At 70.7% G+C, this 25239-nt stretch carries 23 protein-coding genes; 14 read left to right on the top strand and 9 right to left on the bottom strand.

What is annotated here, in order from left to right; translation table 11 throughout:
* Window positions 1-10: 10 nt before the first annotated feature.
* Both HD596_RS10130 and pdhA read right to left on the bottom strand, forming a co-directional pair.
* Window positions 11-991: an alpha-ketoacid dehydrogenase subunit beta gene (locus HD596_RS10130; protein ID WP_185069014.1), complete on the bottom strand. Its 981-nt coding sequence runs from the start codon at window positions 989-991 to the stop codon at window positions 11-13.
* Window positions 988-2082, bottom strand: coding sequence for a pyruvate dehydrogenase (acetyl-transferring) E1 component subunit alpha (gene pdhA, locus HD596_RS10135; protein WP_185069015.1), 1095 nt, complete (start codon window positions 2080-2082; stop codon window positions 988-990). Before pdhA ends, HD596_RS10130 begins: the two co-directional genes overlap by 4 nt.
* A 299-nt stretch (window positions 2083-2381) precedes the next feature.
* Here pdhA and purS point away from each other — a divergent pair, with 299 nt between their 5' ends.
* The 4 genes from purS (at window position 2382) to purL (ending at window position 6301) form a co-directional block, all read left to right on the top strand.
* Window positions 2382-2627, top strand: a complete 246-nt coding sequence (gene purS / locus HD596_RS10140) for a phosphoribosylformylglycinamidine synthase subunit PurS (protein WP_185069016.1) — start codon at window positions 2382-2384, stop codon at window positions 2625-2627.
* A 219-nt stretch (window positions 2628-2846) separates the two neighbouring features.
* A complete protein-coding gene (locus tag HD596_RS10145) occupies window positions 2847-3233 on the top strand; it encodes an ATP-binding protein (RefSeq protein ID WP_185078390.1) in 387 nt (128 codons plus the stop codon).
* 138 nt (window positions 3234-3371) lie between these two features.
* A complete protein-coding gene (purQ, locus tag HD596_RS10150) occupies window positions 3372-4055 on the top strand; it encodes a phosphoribosylformylglycinamidine synthase subunit PurQ (RefSeq protein ID WP_185069017.1) in 684 nt (227 codons plus the stop codon).
* Window positions 4052-6301, top strand: a complete 2250-nt coding sequence (gene purL / locus HD596_RS10155; protein ID WP_185069018.1) for a phosphoribosylformylglycinamidine synthase subunit PurL — start codon at window positions 4052-4054, stop codon at window positions 6299-6301. The genes purQ and purL overlap by 4 nt, the downstream gene beginning before the upstream one ends.
* Before the next feature lie 52 nt (window positions 6302-6353).
* On the opposite strand, the gene HD596_RS60310 is transcribed toward purL, so the two are convergent.
* On the bottom strand, window positions 6354-7244 hold the full coding sequence (locus HD596_RS60310) for a collagen-like domain-containing protein (protein WP_221519266.1): 891 nt from the start codon (window positions 7242-7244) through the stop codon (window positions 6354-6356).
* Window positions 7245-7437: 193 nt separating this feature from the next.
* Here HD596_RS60310 and HD596_RS10165 point away from each other — a divergent pair, with 193 nt between their 5' ends.
* From HD596_RS10165 to HD596_RS10175, 3 genes are read left to right on the top strand one after another with little or no spacing between them, the layout of a single operon-like run.
* Window positions 7438-9450 carry an adenylate/guanylate cyclase domain-containing protein gene (locus HD596_RS10165; RefSeq protein WP_313043474.1) on the top strand — a complete coding sequence of 671 codons (2013 nt, stop codon included), beginning with the start codon at window positions 7438-7440 and terminating at the stop codon, window positions 9448-9450.
* Between the two features lie 33 nt (window positions 9451-9483).
* Entirely contained in the window at window positions 9484-10146 is a 663-nt protein-coding gene (locus HD596_RS10170) for a Crp/Fnr family transcriptional regulator (protein WP_185069019.1), read from the top strand.
* A gap of 49 nt (window positions 10147-10195) precedes the next feature.
* Window positions 10196-11665, top strand: coding sequence for an MFS transporter (locus tag HD596_RS10175; protein ID WP_185069020.1), 1470 nt, complete (start codon window positions 10196-10198; stop codon window positions 11663-11665).
* On the opposite strand, the gene HD596_RS10180 is transcribed toward HD596_RS10175, so the two are convergent.
* Complete coding sequence (locus HD596_RS10180; RefSeq protein WP_185069021.1) at window positions 11626-12372, bottom strand: methylenetetrahydrofolate reductase; 747 nt, start codon at window positions 12370-12372, stop codon at window positions 11626-11628. The genes HD596_RS10175 and HD596_RS10180 overlap by 40 nt on opposite strands.
* Before the next feature lie 10 nt (window positions 12373-12382).
* The gene (locus tag HD596_RS10185) at window positions 12383-13021 is read right to left on the bottom strand and encodes a TetR/AcrR family transcriptional regulator (RefSeq protein WP_246555922.1); all 639 of its coding nucleotides are present in this window, start codon (window positions 13019-13021) and stop codon (window positions 12383-12385) included.
* A gap of 67 nt (window positions 13022-13088) precedes the next feature.
* Here HD596_RS10185 and HD596_RS10190 point away from each other — a divergent pair, with 67 nt between their 5' ends.
* A complete protein-coding gene (locus HD596_RS10190; RefSeq protein ID WP_185069023.1) occupies window positions 13089-14510 on the top strand; it encodes an MFS transporter in 1422 nt (473 codons plus the stop codon).
* Here HD596_RS10190 and HD596_RS10195 read toward each other — a convergent pair.
* Together HD596_RS10195 and HD596_RS10200 are read right to left on the bottom strand one after the other, a co-directional pair.
* Window positions 14477-16351, bottom strand: a complete 1875-nt coding sequence (locus tag HD596_RS10195; RefSeq protein WP_185069024.1) for an ABC transporter ATP-binding protein — start codon at window positions 16349-16351, stop codon at window positions 14477-14479. The two genes, HD596_RS10190 and HD596_RS10195, sit on opposite strands and share 34 nt — an antisense overlap.
* A 35-nt stretch (window positions 16352-16386) precedes the next feature.
* Window positions 16387-18450 carry a PhoX family protein gene (locus HD596_RS10200; protein WP_313043476.1) on the bottom strand — a complete coding sequence of 688 codons (2064 nt, stop codon included), beginning with the start codon at window positions 18448-18450 and terminating at the stop codon, window positions 16387-16389.
* A gap of 114 nt (window positions 18451-18564) precedes the next feature.
* On the opposite strand from HD596_RS10200, the gene HD596_RS10205 reads away from it, so the two are divergent.
* A complete protein-coding gene (locus HD596_RS10205) occupies window positions 18565-19011 on the top strand; it encodes a sterol carrier family protein (RefSeq protein ID WP_185069025.1) in 447 nt (148 codons plus the stop codon).
* Here HD596_RS10205 and HD596_RS10210 read toward each other — a convergent pair.
* On the bottom strand, window positions 19008-19901 hold the full coding sequence (locus HD596_RS10210; RefSeq protein WP_185069026.1) for a DUF4190 domain-containing protein: 894 nt from the start codon (window positions 19899-19901) through the stop codon (window positions 19008-19010). The genes HD596_RS10205 and HD596_RS10210 overlap by 4 nt on opposite strands.
* 138 nt (window positions 19902-20039) lie before the next feature.
* On the opposite strand from HD596_RS10210, the gene HD596_RS10215 reads away from it, so the two are divergent.
* From HD596_RS10215 to purM, 4 genes are all read left to right on the top strand, one after another.
* Window positions 20040-20447: a MarR family winged helix-turn-helix transcriptional regulator gene (locus tag HD596_RS10215; protein WP_185069027.1), complete on the top strand. Its 408-nt coding sequence runs from the start codon at window positions 20040-20042 to the stop codon at window positions 20445-20447.
* A gap of 95 nt (window positions 20448-20542) precedes the next feature.
* Entirely contained in the window at window positions 20543-21289 is a 747-nt protein-coding gene (locus tag HD596_RS10220) for an SDR family NAD(P)-dependent oxidoreductase (RefSeq protein ID WP_185069028.1), read from the top strand.
* Window positions 21290-21340: 51 nt separating this feature from the next.
* Complete coding sequence (gene purF / locus HD596_RS10225; protein WP_185069029.1) at window positions 21341-22777, top strand: amidophosphoribosyltransferase; 1437 nt, start codon at window positions 21341-21343, stop codon at window positions 22775-22777.
* Window positions 22774-23799, top strand: a complete 1026-nt coding sequence (gene purM / locus HD596_RS10230; RefSeq protein WP_185069030.1) for a phosphoribosylformylglycinamidine cyclo-ligase — start codon at window positions 22774-22776, stop codon at window positions 23797-23799. The genes purF and purM overlap by 4 nt, the downstream gene beginning before the upstream one ends.
* Window positions 23800-23806: 7 nt before the next feature.
* Here purM and HD596_RS10235 read toward each other — a convergent pair whose 3' ends face one another.
* Window positions 23807-24532, bottom strand: a complete 726-nt coding sequence (locus tag HD596_RS10235; RefSeq protein ID WP_185069031.1) for a TetR/AcrR family transcriptional regulator C-terminal domain-containing protein — start codon at window positions 24530-24532, stop codon at window positions 23807-23809.
* Window positions 24533-24639: 107 nt separating this feature from the next.
* Between HD596_RS10235 and HD596_RS10240 the strand changes: the two genes are divergently transcribed.
* Window positions 24640-25233 carry an NADPH-dependent FMN reductase gene (locus HD596_RS10240; RefSeq protein ID WP_185069032.1) on the top strand — a complete coding sequence of 198 codons (594 nt, stop codon included), beginning with the start codon at window positions 24640-24642 and terminating at the stop codon, window positions 25231-25233.
* The last annotated feature ends 6 nt before the right edge of the window (window positions 25234-25239 follow it).

Consider the following 25239-nt stretch of genomic DNA (forward strand, 5'->3'; position numbering starts at 1 on the left):
CACCACCCCCTCAGTACCCGAAGGCCCGGTCGACGGCGTCGAGCACCCGGTCCAGGTCGGGCAGGTAGTGCTCCTCCAGCTTCGACGGCGGGTAGGGAGTGGAGAAGCCGCCGACCCTCAGCACCGGCGACTCCAGGTGGTAGAAGCACTGCTCGGTGATCCTGGCCGCCAGCTCGGCCCCGAAACCGCTGTTGACGGGGGCCTCGTGGACGACCACCACCCGCCCGGTACGGCGTGCGGAGTCCATCACGACCTGCTCGTCCAGCGGGTTGAGCGAGCGCAGGTCGATCACCTCCAGCGAACGGCCGTCGTCCTCGGCGGCGGTGGCGGCCTCCAGGCACGTCTTGACCATGGGACCGTAGGCCAGCAGCGTGACGTCGGACCCGGGCCGCACGACCTTTGCCGCGTGCAGCGGCGGCCACCAGTCGGTGGAGCCGGTGTCGATGTCGGCCTTCTCCCAGTAGCGCCGCTTGGGCTCGAAGAAGATCACCGGGTCGTCGCTGCGGATGGCCTGCTGGATCATGGTGTACGCGTCGGCCGGGTTGGAGCAGGCCACGACCCGCAGGCCGGCCGTGTGGGTGAAGTACGCCTCGGGCGACTCGCTGTGGTGCTCGACCGCGCCGATGCCGCCGCCGCACGGCACGCGTACGACGACCGGGAGCTTGATCGCGCCCAGCGAGCGCATCGGCATCTTGGCGAGCTGCGTGATGATCTGGTCGGCGGCCGGGAAGACGAACCCGTCGAACTGGATCTCGCACACCGGCCGGTAGCCGCGCAGCGCCAGCCCGATCGCGGTGCCGATGATGCCCGACTCGGCCAGCGGCGTGTCGATGACGCGGTCCTCGCCGAAGTCCTTCTGCAGGCCGTCGGTGACCCGGAAGACGCCGCCCAGCTTGCCGACGTCCTCGCCCATGATGAGGACCTTGGAGTCGTCCTCCATGGCCTTGCGCATGCCCTCGTTGAGCGCCTTGGAAAGGCTCATGACCGTCATTTGGCGAACCCTTCCAGGTACGCCGCGTACTGGGCGCGCTCCTGGTCCATCAGGGCGTGGGGCTCGCGGTAGACGTGGTCGAAGATGTCGAGCGGCCGGGGGTCGGGCATGGCCAGGCAGCGCCTGCGCAGGTCGGCCCCGAGCTGGTCGGCCTCGGCGTCGACGGCGTCGAAGAACGACGGGTCGGCGTGCTCGTTCTTGAACAGGTACGACCTGACCCGCTCGATCGGGTCCTTGAGCTTCCACGCCTCCAGCTCGCTGGCCACGCGGTAGCGCGTCGGGTCGTCGGTGGTGGTGTGGGCGCCCATCCGGTACGTGAACGCCTCGATGAGCGTCGGCCCCTGGCCGGTGCGGGCGGCCTCCAGCGCCTTCCTGGTCACGGCCAGGCAGGCGAACACGTCGTTGCCGTCCACCCTGATCCCCGGGAAGCCGAAGCCGGAGGCGCGCCGGTAGAGGGGGATGCGGGTCTGCTTCTCCAGGGGCTCGGAGATGGCCCACTGGTTGTTCTGGCAGAAGAACACGATCGGCGCGTTGAACACGCTGGCCCAGATGAACGACTCGTTGACGTCGCCCTGCGAGGTGGCGCCGTCGCCGAAGTAGACGATCGTGGCGGCGCTGGCGTCGTCGCGCTGGATGCCCATCGCGTAGCCGACCGCGTGGAGGGTCTGGCTGCCGATCACGATCGTGTACAGGTGGAAGTTGTGCTCGTTGGGGTCCCAGCCGCCGTGGTTCACGCCTCTGAACAGGCCGAGCAGCTTCACCGGGTCCACGTCGCGGCACCACGCCACGCCGTGCTCGCGGTAGGTGGGGAAGGCCATGTCGGAGTCGGTCAGTGCGCGGCCCGAGCCGATCTGGGCCGCCTCCTGGCCCAGCAGCGAGGCCCAGATGCCCAGCTCGCCCTGGCGTTGCAGCGCCACGGCCTCCAGGTCGATGCGCCGTACGAGGACCAGGTCGCGGTAGAGCGACCGGACCTCCTCATCGGTCAGGTCGATGTCGTAATCGGGGTGCTCTACCCGCTCGCCCTCGGGGGTGAGCAACTGGACGAGCTCCGGAGGTGCGCCAGAGGCACCACGAGAGGCGTCGACTGTCACGAGGCCTCCTTCGTCGGCCTCGTGACACAGGTGCTGTGTCCATTGATGACCTCGACAAGCTCGGTCATGAGCCACTCCTGTGCGGTCGTCAGGGCAGGTCCTTGGTGGGGTTGCCACCTTGGGCCGGCCTTCCAAGCGATGAACCATCTGGTGGTGGTTCGTACGCGTTTGGGGACATCGTGGCAGACGTCACAGCCCTCCGCGCAAGCCCCATGTCCTCCCCGTTCCCGTTGTGTCGGCAGCCACACGCGCCGGTAGGCTGTGCTTCCCAGTCACCCACCGCATCCAGGAGGAACGCAGTGGCCCGCGTCATCGTGGACGTCATGTTGAAGCCCGAGATCCTCGACCCGCAGGGCCAGGCGATCGCCAGGGCGCTGCCGAGGCTCGGCTTCTCCGGCGTCTCGGCCGTGCGGCAGGGCAAGCGCTTCGAGGTCGAGCTCGACGGCCCGGCCGACGAGGCGGCGCTCGAGGAGGTGCGCAAGATGGCCGAGACCCTGCTGGCCAACACCGTGATCGAGGACTACAGCGTCCGGGTTGAGGATTAGGGGAGATATGCCGCCCGGATTCCCCCCTGGCCGGTTAAAGCGCGGTTCGGGGGCGGCACAATGCCACGGGCGTGCCAACACTAAATAACAACAACGTGATTTTGCGGTTAGCCCCGTTTTCACAGGGAAACCTACTCCAGGTGACGTTCTGGCGCCCGGAGGAGTCCGGTGGATATTGAGTTCTCGTTGGCACTGCCTCGGGATGCGATCGGCATCCCGATGGTCAGGCGAGTGCTGGGCGATGCCATGCGTTCACTCAACGTGAGTGAGACGTGCATCGCCGACATGCTCCTCGCCGTCTCCGAGGCGTGCTCGAACGCGGTGCGGCACGGAGGGCCCGCCAACCGCTACGAAGTGAGCGCGGCGATCGGCTACGGCCGCTGCGACGTGCGCGTCGTGGACAACGGCGACGGGCTGCCGACGATGCCGCCGCACTTCCCGCCACCCGACACGGAGAACGGCCGTGGCCTGCTGATCATGCGCTCCGTGGTCGACGAGATCTCCTTCGGCATCACGCCCGGCCGCGGCACCACGGTCCACCTGCGCAAGCACCTCGCCTGGGACGATTCGGCCGACGCCCGTCCCCGCGAGCTGGCGGCAGTCTGACCTGCGCCTTCGCCCGACGCACCAGCCGATGTGGACCACCCGGCAGCACCCGATAATCTGAAGACACCGCCGCAGACCACCGTCCACCCGAAGAGACGGTGGCGCGTGCGCGCGCATTCCTCGGAGGGGACGACTGTCATGAGCGCTGCCCGTGTGGGCGTAGTCACGTTTCCAGGAACTCTCGACGACCAGGACGCCGCCAGGGCCGTACGCCTCGTGGGCGCGGAGGCGGTGCCGCTGTGGCACGCCGACCACGACCTGAAGGGGGTCGACGCCGTCTTCCTGCCCGGCGGCTTCTCCTACGGCGACTACCTGCGCTGCGGCGCCATCTCCCGGTTCGCGCCGCTGATGGACGAGCTCATCCCGGCCGCCAGGGCGGGGCTGCCCGTGATCGGCACCTGCAACGGGTTCCAGATCCTCTGCGAGGCCCACCTGCTGCCCGGCGCGCTGACCCGCAACGCCTCGCTCCACTACGTCTGCCGTGACCAGCGGGTCCGCATCGAGCAGACGGCCACCCCCTGGACCGGCTCCTTCGAGCCCGGCCAGGAGATCGTGCTGCCCGTCAAGCACGGGGAGGGCCGCTACGTGGCCTCCGAGGACACCCTGGCCGCGCTGGAGTCGGGCGGCCACGTGGTCGTGCGCTACGTCGGCGGCAACCCCAACGGCTCCCTCAACGACATCGCGGGCATCCGCAACGAGGCGGGCAACGTGGTCGGCCTCATGCCGCACCCCGAGCACGCGGTCGAGGACCTGGTCGGCGCGCCGAGCACCGACGGCCTCGGATTCTTCACCTCCGTCCTCAAGAAGCTGGTGAACGCATGACGGATAGTGTCAAGCGGGCGGCGGAGACGCCCGACGAGCCGATGCCCTTCGCCGAGCTGGGGATGAAGCAGGACGAGTACGACCGGGTCAAGGACATCCTGGGTCGCCGTCCCACCGGCTCCGAGCTGGCCATCTACAGCGTCATGTGGTCCGAGCACTGCTCGTACAAGTCTTCCAAGGTGCATCTCAAGCAGTTCGCCACCAAGGCGCCCAAGTCTGACGCGCTGCTCGTCGGCATGGGCGAGAACGCCGGCGTGGTGGAGATCGGCGACGGCTGGGCGGCCACGTTCAAGATCGAGTCGCACAACCACCCCTCCTACGTCGAGCCGCACCAGGGCGCGGCCACCGGCGTCGGCGGGATCGTGCGCGACATCATGTCGATGGGCGCGCGGCCGATCGCGGTGATGGACGCGCTGCGCTTCGGTGGCGCGGACGCCGTGGACACCCGCCGGGTCCTGCCCGGCGTGGTCGAGGGCATCAGCCACTACGGAAACTGCCTGGGCCTGCCCAACATCGGCGGCGAGGTCGTCTTCGACCCCTGCTACATCGGCAACCCGCTGGTCAACGCCCTGTGCGTGGGCCTGCTCCGCAAGGACCAGATCAAGCTGGCCACCGCGCCCGGCCCGGGCAACAAGGTCGTGCTGTTCGGCGCGTCCACCGGCCCCGACGGCATCGGCGGCGCCTCCGTGCTGGCGTCGGCGACCTTCGAGGACGAGTCGCACGCCAAGCGGCCCGCCGTGCAGGTGGGCGACCCGTTCATGGAGAAGCTGCTCATCGAGTGCTGCCTGGAGCTGTATGCCGCCGACGTGGTCGTCGGCATCCAGGACCTCGGCGCGGCCGGGGTGTCGTGCGCGACGACCGAGCTGGCCGCCAAGGGCACCGGTGGCATGCACGTCGACCTCAACCTCGTCCCGCTCCGCGACCCCTCGCTCAGGCCCGAGGAGATCCTCATGAGTGAGTCGCAGGAGCGGATGATGGCCGTGGTCCGGCCCGACGACATCGCGGCGTTCATGGCGATCTGCGACCGGTGGGACGTCCCCGCCACCGTCATCGGCGAGGTCACCGACACCGGCCGCCTGGTCATGACCTGGGACGGCGAGGTCATCGTGGACATCCCGCCGGGCACGGCGGCCGACGACGGGCCCGTCTACGAGCGCCCGTACCACGAGCCGTCCGGGCAGGCCGCGCTCAACGCCGACACGCCCGACCGGCTGGAGCGGCCCGCGGACCTGCGGGCCACGCTGTTCCAGCTCCTCGGCTCGCCCAACCTGGCCTCCAAGGAGTGGGTGACCTCCCAGTACGACCGCTACGTCCGCTCCAACACCGTGCTGGCGCAGCCGGCGGACGCGGGCATGCTGCGGATCTCGGAGGTCATCGCCGGCGCGGAGCCGACGACCAGGGGCATCGCGCTGTCCACCGACGGCAACGGCCGCTACGCCAAGCTCGACCCGTACGCGGGGGCGCAGCTGGCGCTGGCCGAGGCGTACCGGAACGTGGCCGTGACCGGCGCCAAGCCGCTGGCCGTGACCAACTGCCTCAACTTCGGCTCGCCCGAGGACCCCGAGGTCATGTGGCAGTTCGCCGAGGCCGTGCGCGGCCTGGCCGACGCGTGCCGCGCCCTGGGCGTGCCGGTGACCGGCGGGAACGTCTCCTTCTACAACCAGACGGGCTCGACGGCCATCCACCCCACGCCGGTCGTGGGCGTGCTGGGCGTCATCGACGACGTGGCCAGGCGGGTGCCGTCCGGGTTCACCGCCGAAGGGCTGAAGGTCGTGCTGCTCGGCGACACGCACGAGGAGTTCGGCGGCTCGGAGTGGGCGCACGTCGCGCACCACCACCTGGGCGGGCTGCCGCCCCGGGCCGACCTGCACGCCGAGCAGGCGCTGGCGACCGTGCTGGTGGAGGCCGCCAGTAAGGGGCTGCTGGAGGGCTCGCACGACCTGTCGGACGGCGGGCTGGCCATCGCGCTGGCGGAGTCGTGCCTGGCGCGGGGCGTCGGGGTCTCGGTGGCGCTGAGCGGGGACGCCTTCACCGACCTGTTCAGCGAGTCGGCCGCGCGGGCGCTGGTCACGGTGCGGCCGGAGGCCTACGAGGAGTTCGCGTCGCTGTGCGGGCGGCACGAGGTGCCCTGCTACGGGCTCGGCACGACCGGAGGCGCTTCGCTGGTGGTCGAGGGCGTGTTCGAGGTGCCGGTCGAGGAGCTGCGGGAGACGCACTCGGCGGCGCTGCCCGCGCTGTTCGGCTGACGGTCTTCCGGAGGGCCGGTACGGGTCGCCCGTACCGGCCCTTCTTCGCGTGTTACGCCTTCTTCTGTTCCAGGCAGACGACGTAGACGGTGCCGCTGACGCTGGTGCCGTGGTTGCCGCTGCTGATGGTCTTCTCGTCGGTGGTGGACGAGTAGGTGTTGGAGCCGTTGTCGTCCTTGGCCACGCTCACCGTCCATCCGGTGCCGCCGCCGCTGGGCGCGCTGCTCATGACGACGGCGTTCTTGAGGGCGGTGAACGAGAAGCCGCCGCCGGTCGCCATGCCGCCCTTGTCGCAGCCGGCCGTGGTGGAGCCGGTCGAGGTCAGGGACGCGGTCCTGGTGTAGGTGGTGTAGGCCGCGCCGTCGCCGGGGTCACCCTTCGGACCCTGCGGGCCCTGGGGGCCCCGCTCGCCCTGCTTGCCGGGCAGGCCGTCCGCGCCGTCCTTGCCGTCCTTGCCGTCCTTGCCGGGCAGGCCGTTCTTGCCGTCCTGACCGTCCTTGCCGGGCAGGCCGTTCTTCCCGTCCTGGCCGTCCTTGCCAGGAAGCCCGTCCTTGCCGTCCTTGCCGGGCAGCCCGTCCTTACCGTCCTTACCAGGCAGGCCGTCCTTGCCGGGGAGGCCGTTCTTGCCGTTCTTGCCGTCCGCGCCCTTCGGGCCCTGGGGGCCGGCCGGGCCGGTCTCGCCCTTCGCGCCCTGCGCCCCCTGCTCGCCCTGCTGGATCGTCGTCTGGGAGGCGCCGCCGATCAGGATCCGCTCCTCCGTCTTCCGGCACTTCGTGGTGGGGTTGACGATGCGGGCGTAGCGCGTCTTCTTGTGCACGCAGGCGTGCACCTCGCCGGCGGCCGACGATGCGGTGGCGACGCCACCGACGGTGAGGAGCGAGGCGGCCAGCGCCCCCACGGCGGCGAGGGTGAGCGCACGCCCACCGCGAATCTTGTTAGCCACGGCTGTCCTTCCGAACAAGTGATGCTCATGTTCTCCATGAGATTCACGTTTCAATCGTTCCAAGAGGTGACAAGAACTACGTAACGTATCCATCACGAAACGGAGGGTTACTGACCAGATTGACAGGATTTGGCGACACGGGTGAGTAAAACGACGCATTGGCGGCCTCGATGTGCGGTGGATAATCGGGTCTGTGCCAACCCCCTACCTGCCTCCCGCCACCCAGCCCGTGCGCGGCGTGGTCTGGGGCATCCACCTGGTGCTGCCGCTGCTAGGGCTCTGGGTGCTCCTGGCCCAGCCCCTGTTCAACGTCATGTGGCACCACAACCTCAGCCACTTCTGGATGATCATCACGGTCGCCGGGATCAACGTGGTCCTCGGTGTGATGATCAGCGAGGCGTCGCGGCGGCGCCAGGATGCCCGGCTGTTCCTCGTGTCCATGGTCTTCCTGAGCAGCGCCGGCTTCTTCTTCATGCACGGCCTGGCCACGCCGCAGATCATCCTGCCGATCGGCTCGCTGGGCTTCGACGTGGGCCAGCAGGTGGGGCTCTCCGTCGCGGCGGCGTTCGCGTTCGCCTCGGCGCTGCCGCTGGGCGAGGCGGCGGCCAGGAAGGTGCTGGACGCCCAGCACTTCATCCGCGCCACGCTGTTCGGCTTCATGGTCCTCTGGGGCGTCACGTCGCTGGTGCCGGGGCTGACGCGGCTCAGCGAGCCGCCGCTGGCGTCCCCGGTCGACTGGCTGGTCTGGATGTCGGTCCCCGGCGTCCTGCTGTACGGCGCGGCGAGCGTGATGATGTTCCTGCTGCACCGCAAGCGCCCGTCGGCCATGCTGATCAGCCTGATCACGGCGTACGCGCTGCTGGCCGAGGCCATGGTCGCCGGGATGTCGCAGCTCAACTGGCATCTGTCCTGGTGGGAGTGGCACCTGCTGCTCACGCTGGCCTTCGTCTTCGTGGCCTACAGCGCCTACCTGCAGTTCAGGCGGGAGGGGTCGAGCGCGGGCCTGTTTGACTCGGTGACGCTGGCGGCGACCGTGCGGCGCATCCAGCAGGACTACGACAAGGCCCTTGAGGAGTTGGTCGAGCACGTACGGCGGGGCGAGCCGCTGGCCGCGGCCCGGCTGTCGGACAAGTTCCGGCTGAACGAGAGCCAGGTCGCCGTGCTCGACCGGGCAGGTGAGGCGCTGGCCAGCGAGCGCGAGCTGTCCGGGCGGCTGGCCGCCCTGGTGGCGGTGAGCGCCCAGACCCGGGTGGGCCTGCCCGAGGACCAGCTCCTGGCCACGGCCCTGGACCGGGTGCGGCAGGCGTACGGCGACGTGAAGATCGGCCTGGTCGCGGAGGGCAGGACGGAGATCGGCTCGCGCGAGTACGACTTCGCCGGCAACCAGCCCGTCAAGCGCGACAACCTGCTGGCCTTCCCGCTGACGGTCAAGGGCCACCTGGCGGGCGTGCTGGAGGTCCCCGTCGGGCGCACCCGGCAGGACGAGGCGCTGGCCGCCACGCTGGCCGGGCAGCTGTCGATCTCCCTGGAGAACGCCCGCCTCTACCAGGAGCTCGACACGCTCTTCCGGCAGTACATGTCGCCCGACGTGGCCAACGCCCTGCTGGCCGACCCGGCGCAGGCCGCGCTGGGCGGCGAGCTGAAGGAGCTGACCGCGCTCTTCGCCGACCTCAAGGGCTTCACGACGTTCTCCGAGAAGGTCACGCCGGGCGAGATCGTCGAGATGCTCAACCGCTACCACACGGCCGCCGTCCCCTGCATCCTCAGCAACGGCGGCACGATCGTGCAGTTCGTCGGCGACGCGCTGCTGGCCCTGTTCAACGCGCCCGCCACCCAGGCGGGCCACGCGCGGGCCGCCTGCAAGGCCGCGCTGGAGATGCAGCGGGCCGCCGCCGAGGTGGCCGAGGAGATGGCGTGGAAGCGAGTGGACGACGTCCCGTGGCCGACGTTCCGGGTGGGCGTCAACACCGGTCCCGCGCTGGTCGGCAACATCGGCAGCCCGGAGCTGCGCGGATTCAACGCGATGGGCGACTGCGTGAACGTGGCCGCCAGGCTCGAGGGCATCGCCGAGCCGGGCACGGTCGTCATCGGGGAGACGACGCTCAGGCAGCTCGGGCGGGGCGCGTCGGTGAACCCTCTGGGCCCGCTCAACCTCAAGGGCAAGGAAGAGCCCGTCAACGCGTACGTTCTGACTGATTTGCAATAGAAGGGTGACTCCCGTACCGCCATAATCGGGCGCATGGAGCCAGAGTCCGGCGAGTTTCTGTCCATGCTCACCGAGGAGGAGGTCGCGGCCCTGCGCGCGGCCGGCCGGCCGCGGCGCTGGGATCGCGGCACCACCGTGATCAACGAGGGTGACACGTCCGACTGGGTCCTCGTGCTGACGGAGGGCCGGGTCAAGTGCTCGTCGCACACGAGCGCCGGCACCGAGGTGGTGCTGGCCGTGCGCGGCCCCGGCGCGCTGCTCGGGGAGATGTCGGCCATCGACGGCTCGCCCCGCTCGGCCACGGTGACCGCGCTGGAGCCGATCTCGGGCATCGTGGTGCGGGACTTCTCGTCGTTCCTGGAGTCCCACGGGCGCATCGCGGTGCTGCTCATGCAGCTCGTCACCGGCCGGCTGCGGGACGCGGACAGGAAGCGCATCGAGTACGGCGCGTTCGACACCACGGGCCGGGTCGCGACGCGCCTGCTGGAACTCGCCGACCGGTACGGCGAGAAGACCAACAGCGGGGTCCGCGTGGCGCTGCCCCTGTCGCAGGACGAGCTGGCCGGTTGGACGGGCGCCTCCCGCGAGGCGGTCAGCAAGGCGCTGCGCACGCTGCGCGACCGGGGGCTCATCGAGACCGGGCGGCGGCGCGTGGTCATCCACGACCTCGACGGCCTGCGCAAGAGAGCCCGCTAGAGCCCGCCCGCCAGATCCGGTACGTACGCCGTACGTCATAGTGGAGGTCATGGTCGCGGTCATTCCTCCCGACGCCAGCCGCTTACGCTACGCCTGGCAGGTCTGCGCGGTCACCAGCCTGGGGCTGGTGCTCATCGGCATCGCCGGCAGCACGCTCAACGTCGCGCTCCCGACGGTCGTGCGGCACTTCCACGCCGACGCCCTGGAGTCGGGGTGGATCCTCCTGGCGTTCCTGCTGGTGAACACCGCGAGCCTGGTCTTCTTCGGCCGGGTGGCCGACCTGCTGGGCAGGCGCGAGGTCTACCTGACGGGGTTCGCGATCTTCACGGTGGCCTCGCTGCTGGCCGGGCTGTCGCCGGGCGTGTGGTTCCTGATCGCGATGCGCGTGCTGCAGGCGGTCGGGGCGGCGATGATCCTGGCGAACGGCACGGTCATCATCACGGACGCGTTCCCGCCCGACCGGCTGAGCCAGGGCATGGGCGTCTACATCGGCACCCTGTCGGTGGCGCAGCTGGCCGGGCCCACGCTGGGCGGGCTGATCGCGGAGACCGCGGGCTGGCAGTGGATCTTCTGGGTGAACGTGCCCGCCGGGCTGGCCGCGCTGGCCGTGGGGGCGGTGATCCTGCGCAGGATGCCCAGGCGGCCGAAGGAGCCCGTGGACGCGCTGGGCAACGTGCTGCTGTTCGCGGCGCTGACGGCGGCCCTGCTGGCGCTGTCGGAGGCGGGCTCGGCCGGGCTGACCAGCCCCGTGGTGCTGGCGGGGGCGGCGATCTTCCTGGTGCTGCTGCCGCTGATCGCGCTGGCCGAGCGGCGCTCCTCGAACCCGGTGCTGGACCTGCGGCTGTTCGGCGGGCGGCTGCTGGCCTACGCGAATCTGGCCTCGTTCTGCAACGCCCTGGCCCGCTCGGCGCTGATCCTGGTGGTGGCTCTCTACTTCCAGGCGGCCAGGGGGGTGGACGCGTTCGCGGCGGGGCTGAGCGTGCTGCCGGTGCCCGTCGGGATCGGGCTGGCCTCGCCGATCGTGGGGCTGCTGGGGCGGCGGGTGTCGCCGTACGCGCTGTCCATCGGCGGGGCGGTGCTCAGCGCCCTCGGGCTCGGGACGCTGATGCTGACCGCCGATCCCGCCACGCCGTACTGGGTGATCGGGATCGGCCTGTTCGTGGCCGGCTGCGGCAGCGGAACGTTCCTGACCGGCAACACCACCCAGGTCATGCGGGCGCTGCCGACCGGCAGCCTGGGCGTGGTCAACGGGTTCCGGGTCATGATCATGAATGTCGGCATCGTGATCAGCGTCGGCCTGTCGCTCAGCGTCCTGACCGCCTCCGTGGGGCCCGGGCTGCGGGCCCAGGTGTACGCGGGCACGCTGTCCAGGCTGTCGCCGGTCGCCGTCGGTCAGCTCATGGACGGCTTCCAGCGCGCGTACGCCGTGCTGTTCGCCGTGGCCCTCGCGGGCGCGCTGCTCGCGGCCCTGGCGCGCCCTCAGAGGGCGGTGGCGAGCCTGGACTCCACGTCGCGGTAGCGGGAGACCGGGATGAGGTGGACGCCGTCGAAGGCGCCCGAGTCGCGCAGGGCGAGCACCTGCTCGCAGGCCGCCTCCACGCCCGCCATGCGGTCCGCGGCCACCTTCGCGATCAGGTCCTCCGGCAGGTCGATGTCGGGGATGGCGGCGGCCAGCATCCTGGCGTGGCGCTCGCTGGCCAGCACCATGACGCCCGCGTAGACCGGCACGTCCACGGGATGGGCCTCGCGCCAGCGCAGCTGCGCCTCCAGCGAGAAGCCGACCTGCAGGAACAGGAAGTCGGCCGCGCGCTTCCACGCGGGCAGCGAGCGCATCGAGGCCGCCGCGCCCAGCCGCATGCCGGGCGAGAACTCCCGGGCCTCCTCGATCATCGAGCGCACGGTGAGGTCGCTGGTCCGGTTGCCGCTCGTGGGCTTGTCGCCGTAGACGAACAGGAACTGGTCCACCCCGTAGGCCGCCGCCGTGAGCAGGTCGCGGCGGAAGCCCAGCAAGTTGCGGTCGCGCGAGTTGAGGCAGGCGATGCCGCGCCCGCCCATGGCCTCGACCTCGTGCGCCACTGCCACGCTCGACACCGTCGCGCGCCCGATGTGGTTGTCGGGGATGAGGAACGAGTGGGCGATCTTGCTCATGGTGCCGATCTGGTGCCTGACGTGCTTCAGATCGGGCTTGGTGGGAGGTTCGATCTCGCAGATCAGCTCGAAGGGCATGGTCGAGACTCTAACCCTTGGGCGCGAGCGCCTCTATGCCGCCGAGCACGAGATCGACGCCGAACGTGTCGTACAACCCCGGCTCCGTCCCCCTGACCAGCGGTGAGGCCATCTCGACCAGGTGCGGGTACGCCTCCTCGGACAGCGACCGCAGGCCCGCCAGCTTGGCCCTGAGCACCTCCGGGGCGACGGTCTTGACGTGTACGGGGGCGTCGGCGATGGCGATGGCGCTCTGCAGCAGGTATTTGCTGATCAGGCAGCTCTCGTCGACGCCGAACCCGGCGCTGCGGGCCAGGCCGAGCGCCTGGTTCCAGACGGCCAGGAAGTTGGGCACCTCGACGGGGTCGATCTGCTCGATCACGCTCTTGGCGCAGGGATGCGCGCGCAGCGTCCTGATCAGCCCCTCGATCAGGTCGCGGAACTGCTCCCGCCACGGGCGCTCGTCGGCCTGCTTGGGCGCGAAGCCGCCGATCAGGTGGTCGGCCATGCCGACGAGCAGCTGCTCTTTGTTCTTGTAGTGCCAGTAGAGGGCCATCGGGGTCACGCCCAGGTCCGTGGCCAGGCGCCGGATCGTCACGGTGTCGAGCCCTTCGGCGTCACCGATCTCCAGGGCCCGCTCCGCGATCGCCTGCGCCGTCAGTTTTCCCATCACGGTTGACAACTATACGCCGTACAAGTTCAACTATACGACGTACAAGTACGGCGTATAGGAGGAGATGTCCGTGCGGTGGTGGGCGCTGGTCGCGGTGACCTTGGGCACATTCATGACTTACTTGGACAACAACGTCGGCAATGTCGCGTTGCCGACGATCCAGCGGGAGCTCGGGCTGACGATCTCGGGTCTCGAATGGATCGTGAGCTCGTACATCCTGGTCTTCGCCGGCCTGATGCTGGTCGGCGGCCGGCTCGCGGACGTGTTCGGGGCCCGCAGGGTGTTCCTGGGCGGGCTGGCCGTCTTCACGCTGGCCTCGCTGGCGGCCGGGCTGGCCACGTCCGGCGCGACGCTGATCGCCGCGCGGGCCGTGCAGGGCGTGGGGGCGGCGCTGCTCACGCCCACCGCGCTGACGCTGATCAGCCAGATCTTCCCGGACCCGGGCGAGCGCGGCAGGGCCGTGGGCGTCTGGAGCGCCGCGGGGGCGCTCTCCATGGCGCTCGGGCCGATCACGGGCGGCTTCATCAGCCAGAACCTGCACTGGGGCTGGATCTACCTGATCAACGTGCCGATCGGCGTGGTGACGTTCGGCCTGGGGATGTGGGCGGTCAGGCCCGCGTTCACCCGCGTGCGGCACCGGATCGACCTGCCCGGCCTGGCCACCTCCGCTCTCGCCCTGTTCGCCCTGACATATGCGCTCATCGAAGGGGCGAGCGCCGGGTGGACCTCGCCGGAGATCCTGGCCGCGTTCGGCGTGTTCGCGGCGGCGGCCGTGGCGTTCGTGCTGGTCGAGGCGCGGGCCGCCGAGCCGATGATCGCGATCTCGCTCTTCAGGTCCAGGGTGTTCAGCGGCGGGCTGCTCACCAGCGGCATCTGGTCGTTCGGCGTGTTCGGGATCTACTTCTTCAGCGCCCTGTGGCTGCAGAACGTGCTCGGCTTCTCCCCCACCCAGGCGGGCGCGTCGTTCGTGCCGATGGCCCTGGTCATGGCCGTGGTCGCGATCCTGTCGCAGCGGATCAGCGCGCGCATCGGCATCGGCCCCGCGGTGGCGCTGGGGATGGTGCTCATGGGCGCGGCGATCTACCTGCTCTCCGGGGTCGGCGCCGACGCCGGCTACGCCGACGTGGCCCCCTGGTTCGTGCTGTACGGGCTGGGCGGCGGCCTGCTCGTGCCCCTGACGGCGGCGATCCTCGGCGGCATGCCCCGGGACAGGGCGGGCGTGGCCTCGGGCGTCCTGAACGTCTCACGCGAGGTGTTCGGGCTGCTCGGCATCACCGTGCTGGGGGCGATCCTGGGCGCCAGGCAGAGCGGCAGCGACCGGGCGCCGCTGCTCGCCTTCCTGGACGCCTACCAGTTCACGCTGGTCATCGCGGCCGTCGTGGTGCTGGTGGCGGTCCCGGTCGCGCTCTATTCGCTGCGTATCACTCGTCGTGAGGAGCCGCGGCAGGAGCCTCAGACCGCCGCCACCGTGGGCTCGTCGAACTGAGTGCGGTAGAGCTCCTCGTAGCGGCCGCCGGCGGCGAGCAGGTCGGCATGCGTGCCGCGCTCGACCACGCGCCCGTCCTCGATCACCAGGATGAGGTCGGCGGCGCGGATCGTGGAGAGCCGGTGGGCGATCACCACGGCGGTCCTGCCTTCGAGCGCCTCCCCGAGCGCCGCCTGCACGGCCGCCTCGGAGGTGGAGTCGAGCGCCGCCGTGGCCTCGTCCAGGATGACCACGCGGGGCCTGGCCAGCAGCAGCCGGGCGATCGTCAGCCGCTGGCGCTCGCCGCCCGACAGGCGGTAGCCGCGCTCCCCCACGACCGTGTCGAGCCCGTCGGGCAGCGACTCGATCAGGGTGGCCAGCCTGGCCCTGGTGAGGGCGTCCCAGATGTCGTCCTCGCTCGCCTCGGGCCTGGCCAGCAGGAGGTTCGCCCTGATCGTGTCGTGGAAGAGGTGGCCGTCCTGGGTGACCATGCCGAGCGTGTCGCGCAGCGAGTCGGCGGTCAGGTCGCGCACGTCCACGCCGCCGAGCCGGACGGCGCCGGAGTCGACGTCGTACAGCCTGGGCAGGAGCTGGGCGATCGTGGACTTGCCCGCGCCGGACGAGCCGACCAGCGCCACCATCTGGCCCGGCTCGGCCCGGAACGAGACGCCGTGCAGCACCTCGACGCCGCCGCGAGAGTCGAGCGTGGCGACCTCCTCCAGAGAGGCGAGCGAGACCTTGTCGGCCGAGGGGTAGGCGAAGCGGACGTCGTCGAACTCGACGGAGACCGGGCCCTCCGGGACCGCGCGGGCACCGGGCTTCTCCTTGATGAGCGGTTCGAGGTCGAGCACCTCGAAGACGCGCTCGAAGCTGACGACCGCGCTCATGACGTCCACGCGGGCGCTGGCGAGCGCGGTCAGGGGCGCGTACAGGCGGGTGAGCAGCATGGCCATCGACACGAGCGCGCCGGGCGCGAGCTGGTCGCGCAGGGCGTAGAAGCCGCCGAGGCCGTACACGAGCGCCAGGGCCAGCGCCGAGACCAGCGTCAGTGCGGTGACGAAGGCCGACTGGGTCATGGCGGAGCGCACGCCGATGTCGCGCACCCGCCTGGCCCGGCGGGCGAACTCGGCCGACTCGTGCGCGGGCCGGCCGAACAGCTTGACCAGCGTCGCCCCGGGCGCCGAGAAGCGCTCGGTCATCTGCGTGCCCATGGCCGCGTTGTGGTCGGCCGCCTCGCGCCGCAGCCTGGCGATCCGGGTGCCCATCCGCCGGGCGGGCAGCACGAAGACCGGCAGCAGCAGGAGCGCGAGCAGCGTGATCTGCCAGGAGATGCCGATCATGGCGATGAGCGTCAGCGCGAGCGTCACGATGTTGCCCGCCACGCCGGACAGGGTGTCGGTGAACGCCCGCTGCGCCCCGATCACGTCGTTGTTCAGGCGGCTGACCAGCGCGCCGGTGCGCGTCCTCATGAAGAACGCGACGGGCATCTTCTGCACGTGGTCGAAGACGGCCGTACGCAGGTCGAGGATCAGGTCCTCGCCCAGGCCGGCCGACAACCACCGGTTGAGCAGCCCGAGCCCCGCCTCCGCGAGGGCCAGGCCCGCGATCGCGAGCGCCACCACCACGACCACGTCGAGCGGCTCGCTGTTGAAGATGGCGTCCACCACCCGCCCCGCGAGCAGCGGGGACCCCACCGCCAAGCCCGCCATCACCACGCTGAGCACCAGGAAGAGCGCCAGTTTCCGCCGGTGCGGGCGCGCGAACCCGCCGATACGCCGGAGCGTCGCCCTGGAGACAGGGCGACGCTCCTTCTGGTTGTTCATCGAATACAGCTGGTGCCAGGCGGTCATCTCCATGCTCATGGCATGGAACGGTATTGCCTCAAGTTAACTTGAGGTCAAGCGCCGATCTTCTTGCCCTGGCCGTGCCAGACCACCGCGACCGACGGGCGCGGCTGGTCGCCGTCGGGCCAGTGGCTGCTGGGGCTGTCGGGGTTCGCGCCGTCGGTCTCGCCGGGGTGCTGCACCGCGACGAAGACGCTGCGCTGGTCGGCGGTCACCAGCGGGCCGCAGGTCTCCGCGCCGAACGGGACGGTGAGGAACTGGCGCAGGTGGCCGCGCTCCTTGCCGCGTACGGGCATCACGAACATGCCGTCGTTGCTGCCGAGCTGGTTGCCGTCCGTGGAGATCCACAGGTTGCCGTCACGGTCGAACGTCACGTTGTCCGGGCACGAGATCGGCGAGACCTTGGTCTTGTCGTAGCCGGCGAAGTAGGTGGTGGGGTCGTTCGGGTCGCCGCAGACCAGCGGGAGCGACCAGGCGAACGTCGTCTCGCCCGCGTCGTTGCGCTTCTCGACGAGCTCCAGGATGTGGCCGTGCTTGTTCGAGGGGCGCGGGTTGGCCTCGTCCACCTGGGCCGCGGTGCGGTTGGTGTTGTTGGTGAGCGCCACGTACACGGCGCCGGTGACCGGGTTGCGCTCCATGTCCTCCGGGCGGTCCATCTTGGTCGCGCCCACCTTGTCGGCGGCCACGCGGGTGTAGACCAGGACCTCGACGGCGGTCATGCCGTCCACGTACGACTTGTCGCCCGAGACCAGCGGGATCCACTCGCCCGAGCCGTCGAACTCGCCGTCGGAGGGCAGCTTGCCGCTCCCGTCGATCTCGGAGGCGGGGCTGTCGCCGGTGAACTTGGCCACGTACAGGGTGCCCTCGTCCAGCAGCGTCCGGTTGTGCCGGTCGAAGCCGGGGATGTAGCGGTTCTTGGAGACGAACTTGTAGATGTACTCGGAGCGCGAGTCGTCGCCCATGTACACGACCAGGCGGCCGTCGCGGGCCAGCGTGGTGTTGGCGGCCTCGTGCTTGAAGCGCCCGAGCGCGGTCCGCTTGATCGGCGTGGAGTCGGGGTCGAACGGGTCGATCTCCACGATCCAGCCGAACCTGTTGGCCTCCTGCGGGTGCTTGGCCAGGTCGAAGCGCTCCTCCACCCGGTCGAACCGGCGGTTGCCCGACGGGGTGCCGGTGGTGATGGTGTAGCGGGTGATGTACGGTTTCTGCTCCGCGGGCACCTTGTCGCCGTTGACGAAGTACTGGTCGAAGTTCTCCTCGGCGGTCAGCACGGTGCCCCAGGGGGTGGTGCCGCCCGAGCAGTTGTTCAGCATGCCGACGGGGTTGCGGCCCTCGGGGTCGGCGGCCGTCTTCAGCAGGTCGCTCCCGGCCGCGGGGCCCGAGAACCTCATCTTGGTCTGGGCGGTGATGCGGCGGTTGTAGCGGCGGCGGCCCCTGGTGACCAGCTTCCACTCGCCCGCGCCGGCCCGCTCGATCTCCACGACCGAGCCGCCGTGCGCGGCCAGCGCGATCTTGATCTGCTCCTCGGTCGCGGCGGCGCCGCCGGTGTAACCGCGGAACATCAGGGCCTCGTTGGTGTACTCGTGGTTCACCCACAGCAGGGCGCGGTCACGGCCCATCGGCAGGAGCGTGACGTAGTCGCAGTTGTAGCCGAACTGCTCGGCCTGCGCGTCGGCGCTCTGGTTGTCGAAATCGAAGGCCGGCGCGCCGGGCAGCACGGGGTCGCCCCAGCGCACGACCACGGACGAGCGGTAGCCATCGGGGATGGTCAGCTTGTCGTCCTTGTTCGGCGCGACCGGGGTGAAGCGGAGGTCGCCGGACTGCCCGCCCCGGGCGAGCTCGGCGGCCTGCGCCTCGGGGTCGTCGGCCATGGCCGGCGCGGCCCCCGCGATCCCCGCGCCCGCCACGAGGGCGCCGAGCGCGCCGGCGCGCAGCACGCCGCGGCGCGACAGCGCCTCCTTCACCACATCACCGAAATAAGCGTTGCCACTGGTGTTCGCCACGTCATGCGCGCACGCGTTCCCGCAGCGGAACTGACACGTCATCGCGGAGCGACCGCCCTTGTGCGGGGTGGAAATCAGCGGCAGCAGCCGCCCGCCCGCGTTCCGGTTCGCCACAGATCCTCCATATTTGTGCGCGGTTGTACGGCGGGGAGGCTACGGCCGTTGTCAAAACCGGAGGTGAACGATGACCTCCGTCTCGATGAACGCTGCCAGGGAGACAATGGTGGGGTGCCACCACGCAAACTGGATCAGGAAAAGCTGAGAGCCGCGCTCGACGGCCAGCTCGTCGCCCTCGACGAGCCCGCCTACGACGGTCCGGCGTCGTCGTTGCCCGACGCGCTCGTGGCCGCCGTGCTCGCCGCCTACGACCGGGGGCTGGAGCCGGAGCGCGCCGCGGCCAGGCAGGCGGTGCGCTACCTGCTCGACCGCCTGGCGACCGCCGCGCCCGGCAGGACCGTGGAGGTACGCGTCCCGCCGTACGCCGCCGTCCAGGCCATCGAGGGCCCCCGCCACACCCGGGGCACGCCGCCGAACGTGGTCGAGATGGACGGCCGCACCTGGATGGAGCTGGCCCTGGGCCGCCTCACCTGGGCGGAGGCCATGGCCAAGAACCTGGTGTCCGCCAGCGGGTCGCGGGCGGACCTGTCAGAGCACCTGCCGCTCCAGCCTTCCTAGCTGCTGCCGCCGCTCATCCACGGAAACTTGTCCTGGACGCACTTGTCCACGAGCGGGCTGGGCAGGTGGGCGCACTCCTGCACCACGTTCCAGAACCAGATCGCCACGATCGCGAAGAGCACCAGCGAGAGCGCGCTGATCACGATGCCGGCGACGGCGCGGCCCTTGCCGACTCGCTTGGCGAGCGCCACGCAGCCGAAGACGATCGACAGGATGGCGGTGATCAGGCCCGTGAAGCAGACGAAGACCAGAAAGGGGCTGGCCACGCCCAGCACCAGTGACGCCGTGGCCAGGCCGCTGCCCGGCTGGGCCTGCTGGTAGGGGACGCCGTAGGGCGGCGGGCCGTAGCCGGGCGGGCCGCCGTACGGGCTGGAGGGCGACGTGCCGGGGACGGACGGCTCCTGGCCCGGGGGCGGGGCGGCGTACCCGCCCGGGTAGGGAGCGCCGCCGCTGGGCGGTCCCTGGTCCGGTGGCGGGTAGGGGCGCTGGTCGTCCTGCTCGTAGCGGGACGGCGCCGGCCTGGCCGGCGGCTCCCCCTGGGCTCCCCAGCCCGGGTAGGTCGGGGTGGCGCCGGGGATCGGATACGCCTGCGTCGCCTCGGCGTCGCCTCCCGTGGGCGGCGGGGTCTCGGGTGAGGTGGGCAGGTCGGGATGGGTCGGCTCGCCGCCCGGCCTGGGCTCGTGCGTGGGCGGCACGTCGGGCCGGGGCACCACGGGCGGCACGGGAGCGATCGGCTCCTCGCCCTCCTGCGCGGGCTCCCGCCGCTCCTCCCCCGGCTCGCCGTCGCGCCACCATTCGGGCGCGTGCCGGCCGGGCTCTTCCTCTTCCGGACGGCCTTCGCGCGGGCCCTGGCCCGGGCGGGGCTCGTTCGGGTCCCCAGGTGTGGTCATGCGTCTCCCCGACGGCTCAATTGCCGGACACTTCACCCTTTCGCGGAGGGGGTCGGCTAAACCACGCGACACGGTAAAAGGCTTCCGATACTTGGGTCACCATGCGCCAAAACCGCAGGCGGCGGGCAAGATGGGGGCATGCTGGAGGAGACCCTGACGTACGCGCTGATCAAGGTCATGAAGGCGCACCGCAACCAGTTGGCCGCCGAGCTGGGCCCGCTCGGGCTGCACGCCGGGCAGGAGTTGCTGCTCAACCAGCTGTGGCGCCAGGACGGCCTCTGCCAGGGCGAGCTCATCACCAGGCTCGGCGTCGAGCCGCCCACCGTCACGAAGACCCTCCAGCGCCTGGAGCGCGCCGGGCTGGTCCGCCGCGCGCCCGACCCCGGCCGGGCGCGGGTGACCCGCGTCTACCTCACGGACGCGGGCAAGGCGCTGCAGAAGCCGGTGGAGGACATCTGGAAGCGCCTGGACGAGGAGCTCCTGCGCGGTTTCGACGCCGATGAGCGCACCCTGCTGGCCCGGCTCGTACGCGCCATCCCCCATTAGTCGTTTCACTCCCAGCGAAACACCCTTGCGACCAGGGCGAGCCATCCAGTTAGCTGGCTAATTAGTCGGCTAATTAACCATGAGGGGATGTCTCCATGCACGTACTGATCACAGGTGGTTCGTCGGGCATCGGCGCCGCCACCGCGCTCGCGTACGCCAGGGCCGGGGCCCGCGTCACGATCACCTACAACACGGGCGCGGACCGGGCGGCCGGGGTCGTCAAGCGGATCGAGGAGGAGGGCGGCCAGGCCGCGGCCGTACACCTGGACCTGGAGGACCACGCGACCATCGCGCCCGCGGTCGCGCAGGCGGGCGAGGTGGACGCCCTGGTGGCCAACGCCGTCCGCTGGGGCACCATCATGCCCAACAGCGTGCCTTTCGAGGGCGTGCCCGCGGCCGAGTGGTCGGCGGTCATGCACGCCAACGTGGTGGCCAACGCGCTGCTCGTGCAGGCCGTGCTGCCGGGGATGCGGCGCAGGGGGTTCGGGCGGATCGTGTTCGTCTCGTCGGGCGCGGGCGAGGAGGGGCTGCCGGGGCCGGGCGCGTACGGCACCGCCAAGATGGCCCTGCACGGCATGGCCCGCGCGCTGGCCTGGGACGCCGGCAAGGACGGCGTCCTGGTGAACGTGGCCGTCGCCGGGCTCACCCTGACCGAGCGGGAGCGCCCGGTCTCGCAGGAGGCGCTGGACGCCATCGCGGCCCGCACGCCCACCCGCCGGCTGTCCACCGCGGAGGACATGGCCGCGCTGATCCTCTTCCTCGGATCCGCGGCGAACCGAAACCTCACCGGAGAGATCATCCGGGACGGTTCCAATGCGGGCAGATCCAGCCACGTCGCCTGATATCGCACCCGAGTGTGCGAGCACAGAAGCGGCCAACCTAAACTGAGGCATGTGCTGAAGGGCGACGGCCGGCTCGGCCATGACCTGGACCTCGATGACCGCGCTCCTAAAGACGCCTGTGGCGTCTTCGGCGTCTGGGCTCCAGGCGAGGAAGTTTCCAAACTCACCTACTACGGGCTGTACGCGTTGCAGCACCGCGGGCAGGAGTCCGCGGGCATCGCGGTCAGCGAGGGCAGCCGCATTCTCGTCTACAAGGACATGGGCCTGGTGGCCCAGGTCTTCGACGAGTCGGTGCTGAGCACCCTGCGCGGCCACCTGGCCATCGGACACTGCCGCTACTCCACCACCGGATCGAGCGTGTGGGAGAACGCGCAGCCCACGCTGAGCTCCACCGACGTCGGCGGCCTCGCGCTCGCCCACAACGGCAACCTGATCAACACCCCGGAGCTGGCCGAACGCCTGGCTCCGGGCTCCACCCGCGCGACGACCGACACCGAGGTCCTGACCACGCTGCTCGCGCAGGACCGCACGCGTTCCATCGAGGACTCGGCGGCGGAGCTGCTCCCGCAGGTCAAGGGCGCCTACTCGCTGGTGTTCATGGACGAGAAGACGCTTTACGCGGCCCGCGACCCGCAGGGCATCCGCCCGCTGGTCCTGGGCCGGCTGGAGCGCGGGTGGGTGGTGGCCTCCGAGACGGCCGCGCTCGACATCGTGGGCGCCACGTTCGTCCGCGAGATCGAGCCGGGCGAGCTGCTGACCATCGACGAGCGCGGCGTCAGGTCGCGCCGCTTCGCGCTGGCCGAGCCCAAGGGCTGCCTCTTCGAGTACGTCTACCTCGCCCGCCCCGACACCACCATCGCGGGGCGCGGCGTCCAGGTCACCAGGGTCGAGGTGGGCCGCGTGCTGGCCCGCGAGCACCCGGTGGAGGCCGACCTGGTCATCCCCACGCCCGAGTCCGGCACCCCGGCGGCCGTCGGCTACGCCGAGGAGAGCGGGATCCCTTACGGGCAGGGCCTGGTCAAGAACTCCTACGTGGGCCGCACCTTCATCCAGCCCTCGCAGACCATCCGCCAGCTCGGCATCCGGCTGAAGCTCAACCCGCTGCGCGAGGTGGTCGAGGGCAAGCGGCTGGTGGTCGTGGACGACTCGATCGTGCGCGGCAACACCCAGCGGGCCATCGTCCGGATGCTGCGCGAGGCCGGGGCCAAGGAGGTGCACGTACGCATCTCCTCGCCGCCCGTGGCCTGGCCGTGCTTCTACGGCATCGACTTCGCCACCAGGGCCGAGCTGATCGCGGGATCGCTGTCGGTCGAGGAGATCCGCGCCTCGCTGGGCGCCGACACGCTCGGCTACATCTCCCTGGAGGGCCTGACCAAGGCCACCACGATTCCCGCGGACCGCCTGTGCAGGGCCTGCTTCGACGGCTCCTACCCGATCCCCATCGACCAGGACAACGTGGGCAAGTTCGTGTTGGAGAGCAAAGCGTGAGTAGTTACGAGGCCGCGGGTGTCGACATCGCGGCGGGCGAGCGTGCCGTCGACCTGATGAAGAGCAAGGTGGCGCGCTCGCGGCGGCCCGAGGTGGTCGACGACGCCAGCGGGTTCGCCGGGCTGTTCGACGCCTCGGCCCTCCTGCGTTACGAGCGGCCGCTGCTCGCCACCTCCACCGACGGCGTGGGCACCAAGGTCATGATCGCCCAGCGGTACGGCAAGCACGACACCATCGGCATCGACCTGGTCGGCATGGTCCTCGACGACCTGGTGGTGTGCGGGGCCGAGCCGCTGTTCATGACCGACTACATCGCCTGCGGGAAGGTGGTGCCCGAGCGCGTCGCCGAGATCGTCGGCGGCGTGGCCGAGGGCTGCCGCCTGGCCGGGGCCGCGCTGGTGGGCGGCGAGACGGCCGAGCATCCCGGGGCCATGGGGCCGGACGAGTACGACCTGGCGGGCGCCGGGACGGGCGTCGTCGAGGCCGCCGCCATGCTGGGGTCCTCCCGGGTCGTGGCGGGTGACGTGGTGCTGGGGCTGGCGTCCTCCGGGATCCACTCCAACGGCTACTCCCTGGTACGCCACGTGCTCCGCGAGGCCGACCTGTCGCTCGACGCCGTCCTGCCCGAGCTGGGCCGCCCGCTGGGCGAGGAGCTGCTGGAGCCGACCCGGATCTACTCCCTCGACTGCCTGGAGCTGGCCCGGACCGTCGAGGTGCACGCCTACGCGCACATCACCGGCGGCGGCATCGAGGGCAACCTGTCCCGGTCGCTGCCCGGCCATCTGGACGCCGTACTCGACCGGTCCTCCTGGACGCCGCCCGCCGTTTTCGGGGTGCTCGCCGGGCACGGGCAGATCGCCCAGAAGGACATGGACCGCACGTTCAACCTCGGGGTCGGGATGGCGGCCATCGTGGCCGCCGACTCGGCTGACGAGGCCGTCAGGGTGCTGGGGGCACGCGGGCTGGACGCCTGGATGCTCGGTGAAGTGGTGCCGGGCGAGGGCCGCGCCCGCTACCGCTAGCCGTTCCTCAGATCCCCAGCTTGGCGGCGATGCCGTCGAGGACGTACTCCAGGCCGGTCTCGAACCGCCAGAGCACGTCGTCCTTGCGGGTGGCCGTCATCAGATAGCCCTCGAAGGTGGGGTAGCGCCCGGTCTGGATGTGCCAGGTCATCTGCGGGGCGAGCTCACTGCGCAGCTCGCCCCCGTCGGCCCAGCCCCGCTCGTCCATGAAGCTCCGCACGGCGATCTCGGACGCCATGGCGCCGTGGGCGTAGGCGTCCACGGCGCGGAACACGCTCATCGTCGTGTCGGGGTCGAGGCCCGATCCAGCCAGGGCCGACAGGGAGCGCTCGGTGACGGCCATGCGGCGCGGGGTGAGCGCGAGCATCGCCTGCGGGGACAGCTGGGCCAGCCACGGGTGCCGCAGCGTCATCTCGCGGGTGCCGTGGCCCAGGGCGCGCATCGTCTCGCGCCAGCCGAGTCCCTCGGGCAGCCGCAGCTCCTCGTAGACGTGGTCGACCATCAGCTCCAGCAGCTCGTCCTTGCCTGACACGTACCGATAGGGCGCCATGGGCGCGACGCCCAGCTCGGTGGCCAGGCGGCGCATGGTGACCGCGTCCAGGCCCTCGGCGTCGGCGATCCCGACCGCGGCCGTGGCGATGCGCTGCGGCGTGAGGGTCTGCCGCGGGGCGGGGGCCGGACGTTCCAGGCGCGCCCAGAGCGGTTCGCGCGGTTTGTCTTTCTCGACGGCCATGTGGCTCCCCTTCCGGTGTCCGATACAGCGTATCCGAAGTAGACAACGTACATTCTCGTGTGTACGTTGTATCTCGCTAAATACGACGTACACAGACGGAGTTCCCCATGAACGACAGCCCGCTCAAGGTCGCGGTCATCCTCGGCAGCACCCGCGACGGCCGCCTCGGCACGGTCGTCAGCAACTGGATCGTCGGCCTGCTCGACCAGCGCGGCGACATGGAAGCCGACCTCATCGACCTGGTCGAGACGCCGCTGCCGACCGTCTTCCCGGTCCTCGGCGAGCCTCCCGCCTCCCAGGAGGCCAGAGACCTGCTGGCCGCGGTGTCACCGCGGATGGCGGCGGCCGACGCCTTCGTGATCGTCACGCCTGAGTACAACCGCAGCTTCCCCGCCGCGTTGAAGAACGCCATCGACTGGCACGGCCCGGAGTGGCACGCCAAGCCGGTCGCCTTCGTCTCCTACGGCGGCTTCTCCGCCGGGACGCGCGCGGTCGAGCAGCTGCGCCTGGTCCTGGCCGAGCTGCACGCGGTCACCATCCGCGACAGCATCGGGTTCCAGCGCGTCTGGGAGCAGTTCGACGGCGAGGGCAGAGCGGTCGACCCGGCCGTCGAGCCGGCCACCAAGGTGATGCTGGACCGGCTCGCCTGGTGGGCGCAGGCGCTGCGCGAGGCCAAGGCCGTCCGACCGTACGCGGCGTGACGCGCC

This window comes from Nonomuraea jabiensis (assembly GCF_014204795.1).
In the GTDB taxonomy this organism is placed as follows: domain Bacteria; phylum Actinomycetota; class Actinomycetes; order Streptosporangiales; family Streptosporangiaceae; genus Nonomuraea; species Nonomuraea jabiensis.